At 41.9% G+C, this 19,639-nt stretch carries 20 protein-coding genes; 4 read left to right on the forward strand and 16 right to left on the reverse strand.

All coding sequences use genetic code 11. The features are described 5' to 3' along the window. The first annotated feature begins 1 nt into the window (after position 1). The gene (locus Q0017_RS00355) at positions 2–427 is read left to right on the forward strand and encodes a BLUF domain-containing protein (protein ID WP_298141386.1); all 426 of its coding nucleotides are present in this window, start codon (positions 2–4) and stop codon (positions 425–427) included. 35 nt (positions 428–462) lie between these two features. Here Q0017_RS00355 and alr read toward each other — a convergent pair whose 3' ends face one another. The 12 genes from alr to ppsA form a co-directional block, all read right to left on the reverse strand. Further along, positions 463–1,533 carry an alanine racemase gene (alr, locus tag Q0017_RS00360; protein ID WP_298141389.1) on the reverse strand — a complete coding sequence of 357 codons (1,071 nt, stop codon included), beginning with the start codon at positions 1,531–1,533 and terminating at the stop codon, positions 463–465. A 24-nt stretch (positions 1,534–1,557) separates the two neighbouring features. Continuing rightward, positions 1,558–2,991: a replicative DNA helicase gene (gene dnaB / locus Q0017_RS00365; RefSeq protein WP_298141392.1), complete on the reverse strand. Its 1,434-nt coding sequence runs from the start codon at positions 2,989–2,991 to the stop codon at positions 1,558–1,560. Between the two features lie 142 nt (positions 2,992–3,133). Next, the gene (gene rplI, locus Q0017_RS00370) at positions 3,134–3,580 is read right to left on the reverse strand and encodes a 50S ribosomal protein L9 (protein ID WP_297425734.1); all 447 of its coding nucleotides are present in this window, start codon (positions 3,578–3,580) and stop codon (positions 3,134–3,136) included. 9 nt (positions 3,581–3,589) lie between these two features. Beyond that, a complete protein-coding gene (rpsR, locus tag Q0017_RS00375; RefSeq protein WP_152874543.1) occupies positions 3,590–3,817 on the reverse strand; it encodes a 30S ribosomal protein S18 in 228 nt (75 codons plus the stop codon). A 12-nt stretch (positions 3,818–3,829) separates the two neighbouring features. Beyond that, positions 3,830–4,219, reverse strand: a complete 390-nt coding sequence (gene rpsF, locus Q0017_RS00380) for a 30S ribosomal protein S6 (RefSeq protein WP_297425728.1) — start codon at positions 4,217–4,219, stop codon at positions 3,830–3,832. A 193-nt stretch (positions 4,220–4,412) separates the two neighbouring features. Then, positions 4,413–5,297, reverse strand: coding sequence for a heme o synthase (gene cyoE / locus Q0017_RS00385; RefSeq protein WP_298141395.1), 885 nt, complete (start codon positions 5,295–5,297; stop codon positions 4,413–4,415). A 10-nt stretch (positions 5,298–5,307) separates the two neighbouring features. Next, complete coding sequence (gene cyoD / locus Q0017_RS00390) at positions 5,308–5,643, reverse strand: cytochrome o ubiquinol oxidase subunit IV (protein WP_297425842.1); 336 nt, start codon at positions 5,641–5,643, stop codon at positions 5,308–5,310. Next, complete coding sequence (gene cyoC / locus Q0017_RS00395; protein WP_298141398.1) at positions 5,640–6,260, reverse strand: cytochrome o ubiquinol oxidase subunit III; 621 nt, start codon at positions 6,258–6,260, stop codon at positions 5,640–5,642. Before cyoC ends, cyoD begins: the two co-directional genes overlap by 4 nt. A gap of 4 nt (positions 6,261–6,264) precedes the next feature. Further along, a complete protein-coding gene (gene cyoB, locus Q0017_RS00400; protein WP_298141401.1) occupies positions 6,265–8,253 on the reverse strand; it encodes a cytochrome o ubiquinol oxidase subunit I in 1,989 nt (662 codons plus the stop codon). A 3-nt stretch (positions 8,254–8,256) separates the two neighbouring features. Beyond that, positions 8,257–9,354, reverse strand: a complete 1,098-nt coding sequence (gene cyoA, locus Q0017_RS00405; protein ID WP_298141404.1) for a ubiquinol oxidase subunit II — start codon at positions 9,352–9,354, stop codon at positions 8,257–8,259. Between the two features lie 282 nt (positions 9,355–9,636). Beyond that, positions 9,637–10,389 (reverse strand): RDD family protein, encoded by a 753-nt coding sequence (locus tag Q0017_RS00410; RefSeq protein WP_298141407.1) that lies wholly within the window; start codon positions 10,387–10,389, stop codon positions 9,637–9,639. 68 nt (positions 10,390–10,457) lie between these two features. After that, positions 10,458–12,839, reverse strand: a complete 2,382-nt coding sequence (gene ppsA / locus Q0017_RS00415; protein WP_298141410.1) for a phosphoenolpyruvate synthase — start codon at positions 12,837–12,839, stop codon at positions 10,458–10,460. A 153-nt stretch (positions 12,840–12,992) separates the two neighbouring features. On the opposite strand from ppsA, the gene Q0017_RS00420 reads away from it, so the two are divergent. After that, entirely contained in the window at positions 12,993–13,829 is an 837-nt protein-coding gene (locus tag Q0017_RS00420; RefSeq protein WP_298141413.1) for a pyruvate, water dikinase regulatory protein, read from the forward strand. A gap of 242 nt (positions 13,830–14,071) precedes the next feature. Here Q0017_RS00420 and Q0017_RS00425 read toward each other — a convergent pair whose 3' ends face one another. Together Q0017_RS00425 and Q0017_RS00430 are read right to left on the reverse strand one after the other, a co-directional pair. Next, positions 14,072–15,067 carry an LLM class flavin-dependent oxidoreductase gene (locus Q0017_RS00425; RefSeq protein WP_298141416.1) on the reverse strand — a complete coding sequence of 332 codons (996 nt, stop codon included), beginning with the start codon at positions 15,065–15,067 and terminating at the stop codon, positions 14,072–14,074. A 222-nt stretch (positions 15,068–15,289) separates the two neighbouring features. After that, positions 15,290–15,724, reverse strand: a complete 435-nt coding sequence (locus Q0017_RS00430) for a glycine zipper domain-containing protein (protein ID WP_298141418.1) — start codon at positions 15,722–15,724, stop codon at positions 15,290–15,292. A gap of 336 nt (positions 15,725–16,060) precedes the next feature. Between Q0017_RS00430 and prfA the strand changes: the two genes are divergently transcribed. Together prfA and prmC are read left to right on the forward strand one after the other, a co-directional pair. Further along, the gene (gene prfA / locus Q0017_RS00435; protein ID WP_298141421.1) at positions 16,061–17,149 is read left to right on the forward strand and encodes a peptide chain release factor 1; all 1,089 of its coding nucleotides are present in this window, start codon (positions 16,061–16,063) and stop codon (positions 17,147–17,149) included. Next, a complete protein-coding gene (prmC, locus tag Q0017_RS00440) occupies positions 17,150–17,968 on the forward strand; it encodes a peptide chain release factor N(5)-glutamine methyltransferase (protein ID WP_298141423.1) in 819 nt (272 codons plus the stop codon). 36 nt (positions 17,969–18,004) lie between these two features. On the opposite strand, the gene Q0017_RS00445 is transcribed toward prmC, so the two are convergent. Next, positions 18,005–18,358, reverse strand: coding sequence for a hypothetical protein (locus Q0017_RS00445; RefSeq protein WP_298141426.1), 354 nt, complete (start codon positions 18,356–18,358; stop codon positions 18,005–18,007). A 158-nt stretch (positions 18,359–18,516) separates the two neighbouring features. Continuing rightward, positions 18,517–19,530 (reverse strand): AraC family transcriptional regulator, encoded by a 1,014-nt coding sequence (locus Q0017_RS00450; protein ID WP_298141429.1) that lies wholly within the window; start codon positions 19,528–19,530, stop codon positions 18,517–18,519. Between the last annotated feature and the right edge of the window lie 109 nt (positions 19,531–19,639).

Below are 19,639 nucleotides of genomic sequence, written 5' to 3' on the forward strand. Positions count from 1 at the left end.
CATGCATACCCTATGTTATATCAGTCATGCCACTTTTGAGATGCCTATGCAAATGCAGCATCTCAGCGACATTTTAACCGAAGCACGTCAATTTAATGCAAGACATGACATTCATGGGGTCTTATATTTTGCCGATGGGAAATTTTTACAATGCTTAGAAGGGCAGGCTGAAGATTTAGAGCAAGTCATGCAACGCATTTGCCGTGACCCAAGGCATCAAGATCTTCACATTATTTTGCAGCAACCTCTAAGTCAGCCCTTATTTTGCAGTTGGTCGATGAAATTTATTTCACGGCATCACCCGATTAAAGAGTTTTTTCAGCGGCACAATCACAGCCAATTTTGTCCAGATCAATTAAGTCCAGAACAACTACAGGCTTTATTAAATTTGATGTACCAACTAGATGCCAATGATTTGGTGGCGTAAAAAAAAGAACCTTCAAGGTTCTTTTTTTATGGGGTTTAAACTATTTTACGCTTAGGGCGATTGCTTAAACGACACAGCAGCTCATAGCCAATTGTTCCATTGGCACTTGCAACATCATCTACTAAACGGTTCGGTCCCCAAAGTTCTACTTCTGTGCCTAAGTCAACTTTGATATTGGTGACATCAATGGCAATCATATCCATGGCTACCCGTCCAACCACAGCGACAAATTGACCATCAATTACAACGCTATTGGGCGCAACAAATGCACGTGGATAACCATCACCATAACCAATCGAGACAATGGCTAAGGTCATGGCTTGTTCAGCTATAAAAGTTGAACCATAACCGACCGATTCGCCCGCTTGAATACTGTTAAGGGCAATAATTTCGGCAGTAAAACGCATCACTGGCTTTAAATCTAGGTCATGCACATCGCGATCTGCAAAGGGGCTTGCACCATAGAGCATAATCCCCGGACGCACATAGTCAAAATGTAGCTCAAGATATTTATAAATTGCCGCTGAATTACAGCATGATGCTAAAATGGGTGCACAGTCTTGTTTAATTTCTAAAAATTGAGCAATTTGTGCATCATTTAAGGCATGCTCAGCGTCGGCATTGGCAAAATGCATGGCAAGCACGCAATTAAAACCTAGAGCTTGTAACTGCTTGATAACCGCTTTAATCTCAGTGATTTTAAAACCTAGACGGTTCATACCACTGTTGAGTTTGACCCAAACTTTTAAGTTTTTGGCGATATAGGCATCTTGATGGGCAATCAGCCAATCAACTTGTTGCTGATGATGCACCACAAGCTCAAGATTGTGTGCCAATACAATTGGCATTTCATCGAGGCTAAATACACCTTCAATTAAAGTGATTGGTTGCTCAAAGTCCAACTCACGAATTTCTAAAGCTTCTTGCAGGCAGGCTACCCCAAAGGCATCGGTTTGCTTCAAGGCGTCTAGGCAGTCTTTAATCCCATGTCCGTAGGCATTGGCTTTGACCATACTCACCACTTTGGCCTGTGGTGCAAGTTGTTTGACACGGTTTAAGTTATATTGCAGCGCTTGACGATCAATATAGACGGTTGCTTGGCGCACCTGAAGTTACTCCTTAGGGTTTAATTATTCGTCATCATTATATTGGCTATAATATTCTGGCGAGAGGTTACTAAAACGTGTGTAATGACCTTCAAAAGCTAAGCGTACTGTACCAATTGGACCATTACGTTGCTTACCAATAATAATCTCGGCTGTTCCGGCTTCTTTTGATTCTTTATTGTAAACTTCATCACGGTAAATAAACATGATTAAGTCGGCATCTTGTTCAATAGCACCCGATTCACGTAAATCTGACATCACAGGACGTTTATTCGGGCGATTCTCTAAGGCACGGTTAAGCTGTGATAAAGCAATCACCGGACACATCATTTCTTTGGCTAAAGCTTTTAAGCTACGTGAAATTTCTGAAATCTCACCCACACGGTTATCGCCCATACCTGGTACTTTCATCAGTTGGAGGTAATCGACCATAATACAACCGAGTTTGCCGCCATGCTGCTTGGCGATACGACGCGCACGCGAACGTAACTCAGTTGGTGGTAGGGCAGAGGAGTCATCAATATACAAATGCTTTTCTTGGAGTTGTAAAATAGTGCCTGTGACTTTTGACCATTCATCACCATCGAGTTTACCAGCACGTAAATGCCCTTGATGAACTTTACCATACGATGAAATCAAACGCATGGCAATGGAGTCGGCAGGCATTTCCATTGAAAACACCAAGGCAGGTAAATCACAGTTAAATAACACGCTTTCTACCAAGTTCATGGCAAAGGTGGTTTTACCCATCGATGGACGTGCCGCCACAATAATTAAATCACCAGCTTGCATACCTGAGGTTTTATTATCCAGCTCCACAAAACCTGTGGTTAAACCGGTAATATTGCCATCGAGTTGTGATAATTCATTGAGCTTATCAAACACATCGGCGACAACTGAGGTAATGGCTTTAGGGCCTTGTGCACGCGCATTATTATTGTGTTGTTCGGCAATCGAGAAAATATTGGTTTCAGCCAAATCTAAAATTTCAGACACACTACGACCTTTGGTGTCATAGGCATTTTGTAAAATTTCAGTGCTGACTTTAATCATATTGCGTAAGGTGGCAAATTCTTTGATTTTGCCTGCATAAGTTTCTAAGTTATAAAAACTTGATGGGGAGTCGGCCATCAATTGCATTAAATATTCTTCGCCACCAACCACATCAATGAGATTTTGTTTGATCAGCCAATCATTGACCAAGACTGCATCATAAGGGGAGCTATCTTTAGCGAGTTGATGAATAGCGCGGAAGATGTATTTGTGCCGTGTCGCATAGAAGTCTTCTTCAACTAAAATGTCACTCACTTGTTCAAAAGATTCGGCCACAGTCATTAAAGCAGCCAAAACGGCTTGCTCAATCGCAAGATTGTGTGGCGGAGTACGAAACTCTTTGAGTTGTTCTGGTTTTTTTTCAGAAGCTACATTGAGTACAGGAGCGGCGTTCGCCTGAGACATAAAAAACCCTATAAGAAGCTGGTGCACAACAAACGGCAAAGACCGATATTAACAAAAATCAAAGTGGACGAGAGCGCATTTTTTGAAATTTTACAGATAAAAAAAGAGCATGCCAAAGCATGCCCTTTTTTATGGTGAGAAATTACTCTGCTACGATAGTAACAAGAACTTCTGCAACAACATCATGGTGCAATTGGATTGCGATGTTGAATTCACCAGTATTGCGAAGCGCACCGTTAGGTAAACGAACTTCAGCGCGGTCTACAGTAAGACCAGCATTCGTTAACGCGTCAGCGATATCACGAGTACCGATTGAACCGAATAATTTACCTTCGTCACCCGCTTTCGCAGTGATTACGATGTTTACTTCGTTCAATTGGTCAGCACGTGCTTGAGCAGCAGCTAAAATATCAGCTTCAGCTTTTTCAAGTTCAGCGCGACGAGCTTCAAAAGCAGCTGTGTTAGTTTCAGTTGCAGCAACAGCCTTACCTTGTGGGATAAGGAAGTTACGGCCGTAACCTGCTTTAACAGATACTTTATCGCCTAGCTTACCTAGGTTTTTAATGCGTTGTAATAAAATAATATCCACAGCTCAACCTCACTTATGATTGTCAGTGTAAGGGATCAACGATAAGTAGCGAGCTTGTTTAATAGCAAGCGCTAATTGACGTTGGTAACGAGCTTTAGTACCTGTAATACGGCTAGGAACAATTTTGCCGTTTTCAGTGATGTACTGTTTTAATGTATCGATATCTTTGTAGTCGATATACACAACTTTTTCTGCTGTAAAGCGGCAGAACTTGCGACGACGGTAAAAACGTGCCATTGAATGTTCTCCTTATGCTTCAGCAGAGTCTTGGTTAACTTGTTGTGCTTCTTCACGTTGAGCTTTACGCGCACGTTTTTCTTCAGCACTCTTAGCCAATAAAGACTCTTCAGTAATTGCGTTTTCACGACGAATGATAAGGCTACGAAGGATTGCATCGTTGTAACGGAACAATTCTTCTAATTCATCAAGCGTAGTTTGATTACATTCAACGTTCATTAAAATGTAATGTGCTTTGTGAATTTTGTTAATTGGGTAAGCCAATTGACGACGGCCCCAATCTTCTAAACGGTGAATTTGACCTTCAGCGTCTTTGATGTGAGTTAGGTAACGTTCTACCATACCCACTACTTGATCGCTTTGATCAGGATGTACTAAAAGTACGATTTCGTAGTGACGCATTGTCAGCTCCTTACGGATTATACAGCCGCTAACGCAATTGTTAGTGGCAAGGAGTCACAACCGAAGTTGTGCGAGGCTGCAATTCTAGAGCTTTTGGCTTAAAAAGACAAGCGAAGAAAGGGAAGAAAAAGAGATTGCTGCTTTTATCAGCAAGATTGGCAGGATCTTTTAAAAGATAGCATGCAACTATCTTTTAAAAGAATACCGTATTGAAAGATGGTGCTGTTGAGGTGACGCTAAACAACAAACTAATCACAGTAATTAAAATCACTGAAAATAAGAAAAAGCGTTTTGCCCACAGCGTGTCCTGTTCAGGCTTTGTTTTAAAGCCAAGCACTGCAATATATAGCCAATAAATACATAAAGCATTTAAGACGATGGCGTAAATCCAATTGGCATAGCCATAGACGAACAAACCATTCATTGCCAGTGTGAATAAAACCACATAAATCAAAGATTCAACTTTGGTACGTAAAATACTACGCGCCACAGGTAAAATGGGAATACCTGCATTTTTGTAGTCGTCAAAACGGTAAATTGCAATCGCCCACGAGTGGGGCATTTGCCAAAGCGCATAGCCTAAGAAAATCAGCAAAGCAGCTAAGTCAAATTGATTGGCAACCGCCGTATAGCCGATCACCGGAGGACTCGCTCCAGAGATACTACCCACCACTGTTTGATGAATCGTTGTGCGTTTGGTCCATAAGCTATAAAAGCCAACATAAAACACATAACCAATCAATGCAAAAAGAAAAGCATACGCATTGACCCAAAACCAGAGCAGGCTAAATCCAATGACACCTAAAACCAATGCATACACAAGGGCAACAGGCACCGAAACAGATTTTTTAACCATGGCACGATTTTGTGTACGTTGCATTTTATGGTCGATGTCTTGATCAATAACGTTATTGACCACACAACCAGACGCAACGACGAGGGTAGTCCCAAGCAGGGTCAGCAGAAGGAGAAGGAAATCTACAGAACCTTGAGCGGCTACAAAGTAGCCGCCCAAAGTGGTAACGAAGTTACCAAAGAGAATTCCTGGTTTTGTCAGGAATAAATACTTTTTCAGCATGACAACCAGTTTAGATCATCATGTTGTAGTGTAAGTAGTTCATAATCCATACAGAACCGATGAGTAATACAGCGATACATAAGATGGTATAAACAAATGCAATCACGTTCCAGCGTTGTTCAGACGACGAGTTCATGTGTAAGAAATACACCAACTGAACAAGAATCTGCGCAACAGCAGTAATCGCGATAACAGCAACCACTAAACCACGTTGAGTTTCTTGCATACCTGCCATGACCATACCGAATGGAATGACGGTAAGTAATACAGAAAGAATGAAACCAATCGTATATTGTTTAACGTTGCCGTGAGAAGCACCAGCTGCGTTATGATCGTGACTCATTATAGAACTCCCATCAAGTAAACGACGCTGAATACACAGATCCAAACGATGTCAAGGAAGTGCCAGAACAAGCTTAGGCAAGCAAGACGACGCAAATTGATTAATGTCAAACCATTTTTCTTGATTTGATACATCAATACCAGCATCCATACTAAACCTGAAGTTACGTGAATACCGTGCGTACCAACTAAAGTAAAGAACGCAGATAAGAACGCACTTACGCTTGGACCGTGACCTGCATGAACTAAATGCTGAAATTCATAAAGTTCCATGCAAATGAAGATAGCACCAAATACCCAAGTGATACCTAACCATGTTAATACTTTTGCAACGTCTTTTTTATATGCAGCAAGAACTGCAAAACCAAAGGTTACAGAAGAGATTAACAGTGCAAAAGTTTCAGTTAATACAAAACCTAAAGAATCTGCAAACAGATCTTTTGCACTTGGTGTACCCACAGGAATATGGCTACTTAATACAGCGAACGCAATGAAGAGTGTACCAAAAAGTACAAGGTCACTCATCAAATATGTCCAAAAACCAAAGACCGTGATGTCAGTATCATCGTGGTGATGATGCTCATCATGTCCGTGGTTGTCGTGATGAAGTACGTCAGCCATTGTCTTAGTCCTTCTTCAAGTGTTTTTCAAGAATCGCATAGCGTTCGTTTTCAATACGCTCAACTTCAGCTGCAGGAACATAGTAGTCCACTTTCTTCGTGAAAGAAGAAACGATGAAGGCAATGATCGAACCAACGAAAGTTGCGATAGCTAACCACCAAATGTGCCAAACCAATGCAAAGCCCATGACGGTGAGAAGACCACCAATCACAACACCAGCAGCACGATTTGTTGGCATATGGATGTCTTCGTACTTAGTTGGTTTTGCATACGCAATACCATTTTCTTTGTCATTCCAGAACGTATCAATACCATTGATTTTTGGAAGATGCGCAAAGTTATAAAACGGAGCAGGAGAAGCTGTTGCCCATTCTAAAGTACGACCATCCCATGGATCGCCCGTATAGTCGATACGTTGGTTGCGTTGTAAGAAACCAACTACAATTTGCATAATGAAGCAAAGAATACCGAACAAGATAAGAACCGAACCGAAGAACGCAATCGCTAAGTACGGATCCCATTCTGGGTTGTCATATGTATTCAAACGACGTGTCATACCCATGAAACCAAGGATATACAACGGCATGAATGCAAAGTAGAAACCGAAGAACCAGAACCAAAAAGCAGCTTTACCCCAAGTCTCATTTAAGCTCCAACCAAACATTTTTGGCCAGTAGAAAATGATACCTGCGAACATACCGAACACCACACCACCAATAATTACGTTATGGAAGTGAGCGATCAAGAATAATGAGTTGTGTACAAGGAAGTCCGCTGGTGGAACTGCCATTAACACACCTGTTAAACCACCGATACCAAAAGTCACAAGGAAGCCAAGTGTCCAAAGCATTGGAGTTGTATAGGTAATACGACCCTTATACATGGTGAATAACCAAGAGAAGATTTTCACACCAGTCGGAATCGCAATAATCATGGTCATGATACCGAAGAACGCGTTAACGTTGGCACCAGCACCCATGGTAAAGAAGTGATGTAGCCATACCACGAACGCAAGTACTGTGATCGCGATGGTTGCATACACCATAGATTTATAACCGAACAACGTTTTACGAGAATACGTTGAAACCACTTCTGAGAAAATACCAAATGCAGGTAAGATCAGAATGTAAACTTCTGGGTGACCCCATGTCCAAATCAAGTTTACATACAACATTGGGCTACCACCCATGTCGTTGGTAAAGAAGTGGAAACCGAAGTAACGGTCAAGGGTAAGCATTGCAATTGTTGCAGTTAATACAGGGAATGATGCAATGATTAACACCGCGGCACATAAAGATGTCCACGTGAAAATCGGCATGTCCATAAGTTTCATGCCAGGCGCACGCATTTTGATGATGGTAACGAAGAAGTTAACACCCGTTAATAGCGTACCTAAACCTGAAACTTGCAGTGCCCAGATGTAGTAGTCCATACCTACGCCTGGAGAGTATTCGATACCCGACAATGGTGGATAAGCCATCCAACCTGTTGCCGCGAACTCACCAAGAGCTAAAGACACCATCATTAAGCCTGCAGAGCCGGCGAATAACCAAAAGCTAAGCGAGTTTAATAATGGGAATGCAACGTCACGTGCACCGATTTGCAGCGGTACAGAGATGTTCATTAGACCAACAACAAGACCCATCGCCACGAAGAAAATCATGATCACACCGTGTGCGGTGAAAATCTGGTCGTAGTGTTCTGGGTGCAAATAACCTTCACCGCCACCTTTTGCAAGGAACAGTTGAAGACGCATCATAATCGCATCGGCGAAACCACGTAATAACATGATGATCGACACGATAAGGTACATAATACCAATTTTTTTATGGTCGACTGATGTGAACCATTCGTTCCACAAATAGCCCCATTTTTTGAAATAGGTAATCCCTGCAAAAACTGCAAGACCACCTAAAATCATCATGACAACGGTCACCTGTACGATTGGATCGTACGGGATCGCGTCTACATTTAACTTACCTAAGAAGCTCATGTCTTATTCCCCTACAACTGAAGAAGCAGGTTGTTCAGCATTCACAGCAGCAATTTCAGCAGCAGCAACAGCATCATGTGCAGGTACAGCTTCTACAGCACTCGCCGGCTTATGATCGGCGCCATGGTAGTTGCTCATGTATTTGTTAATTACTGATTCAAACAGCTTAGGTTCAACTGCAGAGTAGTAAGTCACAGGATGAGGCTGATTTTTGTATGCACCTTCAGCTTCAGCTGTCGCAGCAAGCTGCTTCTCTAAATCAGTTTTCGCGTTACGAACCATTGCCGCAATTTGTTTCTCTGAACGGTTACCGTCACGTAGTGATGCAAATTCAGTTTGGTCTAACATGCCTTTTTGAACTGCGTCAGCGTTGATTGAAGTACCGTTACCTGCTTGAACAGCAGATACCCATTCAGCAAATTGTGCATCTGTCACAGCATGAGCTTTAAAGCGCATTTGTGAGAAGCCATAACCTGAATAGTTAGAAGAGAAACCACGGAATTCACCTGGTTCGTCAGCCAACATATTCAAATGTGTTTGCATACCCGCCATTGCATAAATCTGACCAGATAATGCAGGGATAAAGAACGAGTTCATTGTGAAGTTAGACGTTAAACGCAAGCTCAGCGGTGTTTCAGCTGGGAAGCGTAATTCGTTTACTGTCGCAATGCTTTGTTCAGGGTAGATAAAGATCCATTTGAACTGTTCAGCAATCACTTGAACTGTGAGTGGCTTTTTATCAGAATCGAGCGGACGATAAGGGTCATATTGGTGTGAACCCCACCATGTTAAGTACGCAAGAATACCAATAATAATGACAGGGATACCCCAAACTACAATCTCAATTGCAGTTGAATGTGCCCATGTAGGTTTATAGTCTGCATCTTTATTTGACGCGCGATATTTCCAACCAAACCATAATGCCATAACGATAGATGGAATCACCACCAATAGCATTAAATAGATCGCTTTCATCATCAAATCAGACTGACCTGATGCGACTGGACCTTTAGAGTTTAGAAGTACCATATCACCACCACACCCAGTTAAGAGTGCAGCGATCGCAGATAAAGACAATACAGCTAAAGTCGTTTGTCTCATTTTACAACCTCGGTGAAGAGTCCCATTCCCTAATAATATGGGATAGCGATCAAAGTGTCGCATGGTTGAAAAGCTTTTTTTCAGATGTGAAAAAACCTCTCAATCATGAGACACCGCTACGTTTGAGGCATTATGCCCTATATCAACAAACTAAGCTATATATAAAGATGCTTTAAATGACTGTATTAAAAACTGATTTTTTTACTCGGATTTAAATTTCCTATCTTATAATTTTTTTTGAATATCAAGGTTCTGTAAAGAAAAAGAGGCGCAGAGCACCTCTTATTTAAGTTTCTTAATCACTTTTGTTTTGGCGAGTTTGTCATGGAGTGTTTGACGTTTTTGGCTTAATCCAAAGGCATAATCAACTAAAGTGATAAAGGGAAAAAACATCAGGTTTAAAAACACAAACAAAAAGGTACGTAAGGTAAAGCCGCGCCATAAACTGACCTTTTCATGATTGTCTTGATCAACAATTTGAATTTTACACAAACGTTTGCCCAAGCTTTGACCTGTTTTGGTGATCATCAGCGCTTGAATGATCAACATCAAGACAATATATATACCCATCACTTGCCATGCTTCAGGTGGTACCAAGGTCCATAATTGATTTTGGAGATCTTGCGCTTGAGTGGAAGTGGTGGCTTGCTGCATTTTTTGTTGTAAAGCACTGAGTTGTTCAAGCTGTTCAGCGCTTAAGAAAAAAGAGGGAATGGCAATGGCTGGTAACCAAAGCACCAAATCTAAAATTTTGGCAAGCGCACGTTGACCAATAGAGGCAAGTTCAGTACTAGGTTGCACAGCAGTGGGTGCGTCGACTTTGGGTTCAAAAGCGCTGACTTGTGGTGCAATATAACCTTGTGGCTGATAAGTCATATGGCCTTGAGTTAATTCACCTAAGGTTTTCCACTCAGTTAAACCCTGATGCCAAGCTAAATCGGTGAGCAAGACTTGCTGGCTGGCCAACATCTGATTGAGCTGTTCTAAGCTATACGGGCCGGCTTGTTGATTGTTGCGTGCCAAATAAATTTGCATAAAAATTTAGTCTCAAAAACGGGAAATAAAAAAAGACCCAAGGATGGGTCTTTTTTTAACACAGATTGTTACGCTTGTTGAGCTTTTTCTTCTTCAGCTAAGAAGAACCATGTCTCTAATACTGAGTCAGGGTTCAAAGACACTGAGTCAATGCCTTGTTCCATGAGCCATTTTGCAAGATCTGGATGATCCGATGGGCCTTGACCACAGATACCTACATATTTACCGGCTTTGCGACATGCTTGAATAGCAAGAGACAATAATGCTTTTACCGCAGGATCACGTTCGTCAAACAAATGCGACACAATACCTGAGTCACGGTCTAAACCAAGGGTTAACTGGGTTAAGTCATTTGAACCGATAGAGAAACCATCAAAATGTTCAAGGAACTGATCTGCCAACAATGCGTTCGTTGGAAGTTCACACATCATGATCACTTTAAGACCGTTTTCGCCACGTGTTAAACCGTTAAGCGCTAACAATTCAATCACACGTTTTGCTTCAGCCACTGTACGTACAAACGGAATCATGATTTGAACGTTGGTTAAGCCCATTTCGTCACGTACTTTCTTTAATGCGCGGCATTCAAGTTCAAAGCAGTCACGGAAGTTGTCAGATACGTAGCGGCTTGCACCACGGAAACCTAACATTGGGTTTTCTTCTTCTGGCTCGTATAACTTACCACCGATCAAGTTTGCGTATTCGTTTGACTTAAAGTCAGACATACGTACGATCACCGGTTTGTCAGCAAATGCAGCTGCAAGTGTTGAAATACCTTCAACTAATTTTTCTACATAAAACTCGATTGGAGATGCATAACCTGCAGTACGTGCCATCACAGCTGCACGTGTTTCACGCGGTAAGCTATCAATGTTAAGTAGTGCTTTTGGATGCACACCGATCATACGGTTAATAATGAACTCTAAACGCGCCAGACCAATACCTGCGTTTGGAATTTGCGCAAAGTCAAATGCGCGGTCTGGGTTACCTACGTTCATCATTACTTTAAATGGAAGGGCAGGCATAGATTCGATTGAGTTCTTTTGAATCTCAAAATCAAGCGCACCTTCGTAGATGAAACCAGTATCACCTTCAGCACAAGACACAGTCACTTCTTGACCGTCAGTTAAAAGCTCAGTGGCATTACCACAACCGACAATTGCAGGTACACCAAGTTCACGGGCAATAATTGCTGCGTGACAGGTACGACCACCACGGTTGGTGACAATCGCAGCAGCACGTTTCATCACTGGTTCCCAATCTGGGTCAGTCATGTCCGATACCAGTACGTCGCCGTCTTGTACTTTGTCCATTTCTTTAATAGAAGTCACAATACGTACGCGACCTGAACCAATACGTTGACCGATTGAACGACCTTCGCATAGTACGTTACCTTTTTGTTTTAACAGGTAGCGTTCCATCGTACCGACGTTTTCACGGCTTTTTACTGTTTCAGGACGTGCTTGAACGATGTAGATTTCACCGTCATCACCATCTTTTGCCCATTCGATGTCCATTGGCGCACCGTAATGGTTTTCGATGATCAAGGCTTGTTTAGCAAGCTCTTGTAACTCTTGGTCGTTTAGAGCGAATTGTTGACGTTCAGCTTTGTCGACATCAACGATAGACACAGATTTACCTGCAGAAGCATCTTGGCTGTAAATCATCTTTTGATGTTTAGAACCTAAGTTACGACGTAAAATCGCGTGCTTACCTGCATTTAAAAGCGGTTTAGAGATGTAAAATTCGTCAGGGTTTACAGCACCTTGAACGACCATTTCACCCAAACCATAAGACGCAGTAATAAACACCGCATCACGGAAGCCTGATTCTGTATCTAGGGTAAACATTACACCCGCAGCGCCCGTTTCAGAACGTACCATGCGTTGAATACCCGCAGATAACGCAACCACGTCATGGGCAAAGTTTTGGTGTACACGGTAAGAAATCGCACGGTCATTGTATAAAGATGCAAATACTTCTTTAATTGCAATCAATACATTGTCAATGCCACGGATATTTAAGAATGTTTCTTGCTGACCTGCAAAAGAAGCATCGGGTAAGTCTTCTGCTGTTGCAGATGAACGTACCGCAACCGCAATGTCAGGGTTGCCATTTGAAAGTTCTGCAAATGCAGTACGAACTTCTTGTTCTAAACCTGCAGTCAGTGGAGTGTCAACAATCCATTGACGGATTTTGGCGCCTGTTTCAGCCAGTGCATTCACGTCATCTACGTTGAGTGCAGCAAGCTCAGCATTAATTTTGGCGTTTAAGCCACTTTGCTCGAGGAATTCACGATAAGCTTCTGCTGTTGTTGCAAAGCCACCTGGTACAGATACACCAGCGTTAGCTAAATGGCTAATCATTTCACCTAAAGATGAGTTTTTGCCACCCACGAGTTCAACGTCGTGTTTTCCTAATTTTTCCAGACCAATTACGCGCGCTTCCAAAGTTGTTACTCCACTTTTTGCAGTATAAATCCCTATCTAGGCATGATTTTATGAAAAAGCTTAGTTTGTATATTTTTACTAAGCGACTCATGTAAGATGGGTTTACTATAAAGATAATCGTGCACTTAGACAAATATTTAAGGAGAAAAGTTGATGTCAGACGAGAAACCGATTAAGCGCAGTGTATTTTTCATTTCTGATGGCACTGCAATTACGGCAGAAACGTTAGGTCACTCGCTTCTGGCGCAGTTTCCCCATGTGGATTTTGATATCCATATCATCCCGTATATTAGCTCAGAAGAAGCAGCCATGAATGTGGTGGCTGAGATCAATCAACGTGCCGATACCGATGGTCAAAAACCCTTAGTATTTGATACCTTAGTTGATAAAGATGTGCGTGATATTATCAATACTGCCAACGCCATTAACCTAGACGTTTTTGAAGGGTTGATCAGTAAACTCTCAGAAGAATTGGGTACGCAGCCTACAACTTTGGTCGGCCAAACCCATGCAGTGACCAACTCAGAATCGTATAAGGCGCGTATTGATGCGGTGCATTTTGCCCTTGATAATGATGATGGCGCACGTACACGTCACTATGACAAAGCTGATTTGATCCTGATTGGTGTATCTCGCTCGGGTAAAACCCCCACTTCAATCTATTTATCGTTGCAATTTGGTATTCGTGTGGCCAACTACCCATTGACCGAAGAAGACTTAGATGACAACCGTTTACCTGCGGTGTTACGTCCGCATAAAAACAAATTGTTTGGTTTGATGATTGATGCAGATCGTTTGGTGGCGATTCGTAATGAACGCAAAGCCAACAGTCGTTATGCAAGCTTTAGCCAGTGCCAAATGGAATTGCGTGCCATAGAAGGCATCTATATCTCAGAAGGTATTAAGTATTTGAACGTGTCTGAGATGTCAATTGAAGAGATTTCAACGCGTGTTTTACAGATGACTGGATTAAAACGTCGTATTAGTTAATCTGCATATTCAGCCATCCATGGGGTGGCTGGTTTAATTCCATCATTAAGACAAAAAATATATAAATCAAAGAATATAGTCCTCTGTCATACACAGCAAAATAGGGGTGAAACCACCAATTTAACCTGTTTGATTGATTAAATTTTAATCAATTTGGGTGAATTAGTTTTAAAATGTCTAAAAAAAAACACCATTATCATTTAAATAAATGGTGTTTGTTTGTATATAAATACCAATTAGCGCTATTTCATATCGCTTAAAGCACTAAAATTATCTAAACGTTGCTCGGTATCATAAATATCACAGGTGAAAATCAACTCATCTACTGCATATTGTTCAAGCAGTTTTTGCAGACCCTGACGTACAGTATCCACTGAGCCAATTTGTGCCAACGCATAGAAATCTTGTACCGCACGTTGCTCACTTAACGACCATCGTCCATCCATGCTTTTAACTGGTTTAGGTAAATGTCCACGGGTGCCACGCAACATATTTAAGATACGTTGATAGGGTGTAGTGGCTAAATACTGTGCTTCTTCATCTGTCTTGGCAATGATGGTGGGTACACCCATCGATACATAAGGTTGGCTTAAATATTCAGAAGGCTGGAAATTGTCACGGTACAATTGAATTGCTTGACCGAGCATACGTGGGGCAAAGTGCGATGCAAACGAGTAGGGCAAACCTAAACGCGCTGCCAGTTGTGCACTAAATAAGCTAGAACCCAATAACCATACCGGTACATGCGTACTTTGTCCTGGGGTTGCAATAATACGTTGATTGGCTTCAGGAGCTTTAAAATACTGCAAAATTTCCAATACATCTTGTGGAAATTGATCTTCACTTTCTTGATGACCGCGGCGTAAAGCACGCATGGTGTACGCATCGGTTCCGGGTGCACGACCTAAACCCAATTCTACACGATGAGGATACAGCGTGGCTAAGGTACCAAATTGTTCAGCAACCACTAACGGGGCGTGATTGGGCAGCATCACACCACCTGAACCAATGGTTAAATGTTGGGTGTTGGCAAGCAGATAACCCATTAAAACACTGGTCGCAGAACTGGCAATACCGGACATATTATGATGTTCGGCTAGCCATAAGCGGCGAAATTTTAATTTTTCGGCATGTTGTGCCAACGCTAAAGCATGGTTTAGGGCATCTTGGATGGAATGATCGGTACGGACGGGAGCAAGTTCTAAAATAGAAAACTCAGTATGGGCTAAACGACGCATGATAATCTCAAGCTGTGGTGTTTATCGAAATATTACGATATAAGCTGTACTTTGTATATCGAGAGTATTTGATGAACTTGCTTGATCACCATAAGGCGATAAGTAAATAGCTTTACAGTGTGCTCAAAGGTCTAAAGCTATATGGAGCATCATGTTTAAAGTATCGCTAGAGCCATAGGCTTAAAACAAGACATTAAAAAAGCAGCCTAATGGCTGCTTTTTTTAATCATAACGGCGCTTTTTCCAACGCTTTTGTGCGCGTTGTTCGGCACGTCGCTCTGCGGCTTTATCTTTGGCAATTTTATTACCTAAGGCTGCACCACCTGCGGCACCTAAAGCTGAACCTACATAACCACCATTGGTGCCGCCCATATTTTTACCTACGGTATAACCTGCACCACCACCCAATGCACCACCAATGGCAGATTCGGTACGATTTCTCTTATTGCTTGCAACTGCCGCACCACCTGCACCACCTAGTGCTGCACCAATGGTTGCACCAGTTGTGCCACCTAAATTTTTGCCCAATGCCGTACCTGCAACGCTGCCTAATGCACTTGCCGCTGCAACACGCGCTGCACTATCAGCATGTGCTGACACAGTAAACATTGAACCTGCTGCAATCACAGCACCCATTAATAAGGCATTTAATTTCATGGCAAACTCCATGTCCACATGGACCAAAAGTAAAATAATTTCAATGCGGCTAATTTAACAGGCGATCTACAAAAAAATATGGAGAATCTAAGGAGGTCTGCGACAAAAGCGATCTTGTTTGTATAGCTTTGATTAAAATTGTGGAGAAATATGTGAAATATCGACTAAATTAACAGCAATGTGCAAAAAATAAACAAGATAAATTTTGTGTCAAATGCCTTGAAAAATAAAGCTTGAATCGGGGCAAAGATGTCTTTTGAATCCAAGAATAGGTAAACTAGGCGCAATGTGTCATACACAGGGCGCAAGCCGTCCTATTTTGAGAATAATTTTCCCATGAAAGAATCTTTACGCTTACGTTTGGATCAATTGTCCGACCGTCATGAAGAACTGACCGCATTATTGGCTGATATTGAGGTGATTTCTGATAATAAACGTTTTCGCCAACTGTCTCGTGAACACAATGACTTAACAGAAATTACAGCAGTTTGGAGTAAATACAGACAAGCCGAAGCAGATATTGAAACTGCACAGGCCATGCTCAGTGACCCTGACTTTAAAGAAATGGCAGTTGAGGAAATCAAAGAAAATAAAGCGGTGATTGAGTCACTTGAAGCTGATTTAAATATCCTCATGATTCCCAAAGATCCAAATGATGCTAACTCTGCTTATTTAGAGATCCGTGCTGGAACCGGTGGTGATGAAGCCGCGATTTTCTCAGGTGATTTATACCGTATGTATAGTAAGTATGCCGAAGCTAAAGGTTGGCGTATTGATATCCTGTCTGAAAATGAAGGTGAACATGGCGGTTATAAAGAAATCATTTGCCTGATTAACGGTGAAGGGGTGTATGGTCGCTTAAAATTTGAAAGTGGCGCGCATCGTGTACAGCGTGTTCCTGCCACAGAATCACAAGGTCGTGTACATACTTCGGCATGTACCGTGGCGATTTTGCCTGAAATTGATGTTGATACGACTGTTGAAATTAATCCATCTGAATTGCGTATTGATACTTACCGTGCTTCGGGTGCTGGTGGTCAGCATATTAACAAAACTGACTCTGCTGTTCGTATTACCCATTTGCCAACAGGCACAGTAGTGGAATGTCAGGATCAACGTTCTCAGCATAAAAATAAAGCCAAAGCGATGGCTTTATTGGTCTCACGTTTAGAAAATGCCAAACGTGCTGTTGCGGATGCTGCAACCTCTGAAATGCGCCGTGATTTGGTGGGTTCAGGTGATCGTTCAGAACGTATTCGTACGTATAACTATCCACAAGGTCGTATGACCGATCATCGTATTAACTTAACCTTATATAAGTTAGATGCGGTGATGGAAGGTGATTTAAACGAGCTTTTAGACAGCTTGCATCGTGAATACCAAGCAGATCAATTGGCAATGCTTGCTCAACAAAATGGTGGTTAATTGAATATTGCACAGGCTTTGGCCTTACGTGGGGAAGCGGAGAGTTACGAGCGCCAAGAAAATGCATGGTTGCTTGAACATATTACCAACATTGATTCTTTTGATTTAATCATGAAAAAGGATCAAGCATTAACCCCTGAGCAAGAAGCAGCCTATAAAGCTGCGCTGCAACGCATTGAAGCAGGTGAGCCATTGGCGTATGTGACCGGTTCACAGCCATTTTGGACGCTTGATCTCAAAGTCACCCAAGATACTTTGGTGCCACGTCCTGACACAGAAGTCTTGGTAGAAACCGTGTTAAAGCTAGATTTACCTGAAGATGCACGAGTGGTAGATTTAGGTACAGGCACAGGTGCAATTGCATTATCTTTGGCATCTGAACGTGCAACATGGAAAATTACGGCTTCAGATATCTATGCGCCTACGCTTGAAGTGGCGAAATTTAATGCCGACAAGCATGATTTAACTGAAGTTGAATTTGTGCTAGGTTCGTGGTTTAAACCTTTTGGTCGTCAATTTTTTGATGCGATTGTCTCTAATCCACCTTATATTGATGCAAAAGATGTGCATATGCAGGCTTTGGCCACTGAGCCGCGCCGTGCTTTGGTGGCGGAGCAACAAGGCTTAGCCGATTTGGCCGAAATTATTGTAAACGCCAAAAAGCACCTGACTGTCAATGGTTGGGTAGTGCTTGAACATGGTTATGATCAAGGCGATGCAGTGCAGCATTTATTCCGCCAAGCCGGCTATAAACAGGTGCGTACCGTGAAAGATTATGGTGGCAATGACCGTGTCACTTTAGGGCAATGGCCACATTAAACAGCACACAAAAAAGCGACCAAAGGGTCGCTTTTTTTAGATTGGAAAATCTTGTAAGGGTTCAGCAATATCAAGCTGATCTAAGGCATTGGTTTCAAGTGCCAAACATAAAGCAGCAATCTTTAAGGTATCGCTTAAATATTCAGCTTTAAGTGCAATACCTTGTTTTAAGGCTTGAATTGCATCTAAGCTAATATCTAAAGCCGATGCGCTTTGTAAGGCATCAGGACGTTCAAAAAATGCAGCAACTGCACGCGCTAAAGCATGGTCTGAGGCATTTAAAATGCTTTGATTCAGTTGTTCATCAAGTTGTGCAGCAGACAATGATGAAAAACCTTGGGTGAAGTTCTGTACGAGGTTATGTGACAGTACGTCAGTCATCTTAAGCATGAATAAACCTTAAATCAGGTGATAAAAGCGAAGCATCTAAGCCCATACACGGTGCATAGGGCTTAAAATTTGGGCAAAATTTAACCTAAAATCGAGTGCTTGGCAAAGCGATTAAGATGAATGGTCAGTCATAAAAAACACTTGGCAGATGATTTTTATCATTGCTTTAATTTTTGTGAGCGATAATAACTTGGCTGTAAACCGGTCCACTTTTTAAAAGCACGATAAAAGGCACTTGGGTCATGAAAATTGAGTTGTTCACTAATGTGTTGCAAGCTTAAATGGGGTTGTTTTAACAGTAAAATAGCACGCTCGCAACGAATCTCATTTTTAAGTTGTTGATAGCTGGTTCCTTCTGCTCTTAAGCGCCGTTGTAAAGTGGCCTCAGACATATGCAGTGCATGCGCCAAAGCACGAAATTCCAACCAATGTTGCGGTGCTGTATGTAAAAATTTTTTACGAATCTGTTGGCTTAAAGCAGCAGGGTTTTTAAAGCGTACCAATAAATTGGCCGGGGTGGCTTGTAAAAACTGATCACGTGAGTGGGCATCTTGCTTAATGGTTAAGCTTAAATAATCTACCGAAAAGCTTAAGATATTTTCAGCACTTTCATAGCGAATATCGGAACAAAAGCGGGTTTGATAGTCAGCGTGTGCAAGTGGCATGCTGCTTTGAACAGACATCCAATTTAACACAATACGTTGACCACTGAGCCAGCACATTAAGGTGTGAATGAGCATCCAATAACAGGCATAAGCAAACATAGATTGCCTTGGATGTTGATCTACAATCACAATCTGTGCGCTATTTTGTACTAAGCGCAATTCACCATATACATCTTCAAAACATACATTAAAAAATTGCAAAGTTTCTTCAATGGCATGTTGAATGGTTTTGCAATGAATTAACCATTTGGTTAAAAGTTGAAAACTACCACGTTTTAAAGCGCGGCGATCGAGGCCAAAAAATTCATCATTCATTGCATCTGCAATCGCAATCCAAAGCTGTGCGTAGTTGGTAATCGTAACCCGTGCTTGAGGTAAAGCAAGCAGCTCCACTGCAATATTGGCGCGTTGTAACAGCAAATTCGTGTCTATACTTTGTGCTTTTGCCGATTGCAAAGCTTCATGCACAAGACTGATACAAATACTGTGCTCGGGTCTATGGCTCACCTGATTGTCCTTATTGTGTATTGTCCAAATCCATCACGACGGCTGCATGTTTTGGAAATTGTACTTAAAAAGCAGACTGATTACTCTGAGGCTTAAGTCGAGTGCAACA

Source organism: uncultured Acinetobacter sp., assembly GCF_947624825.1.
Taxonomy (GTDB): Bacteria; Pseudomonadota; Gammaproteobacteria; order Pseudomonadales; family Moraxellaceae; genus Acinetobacter.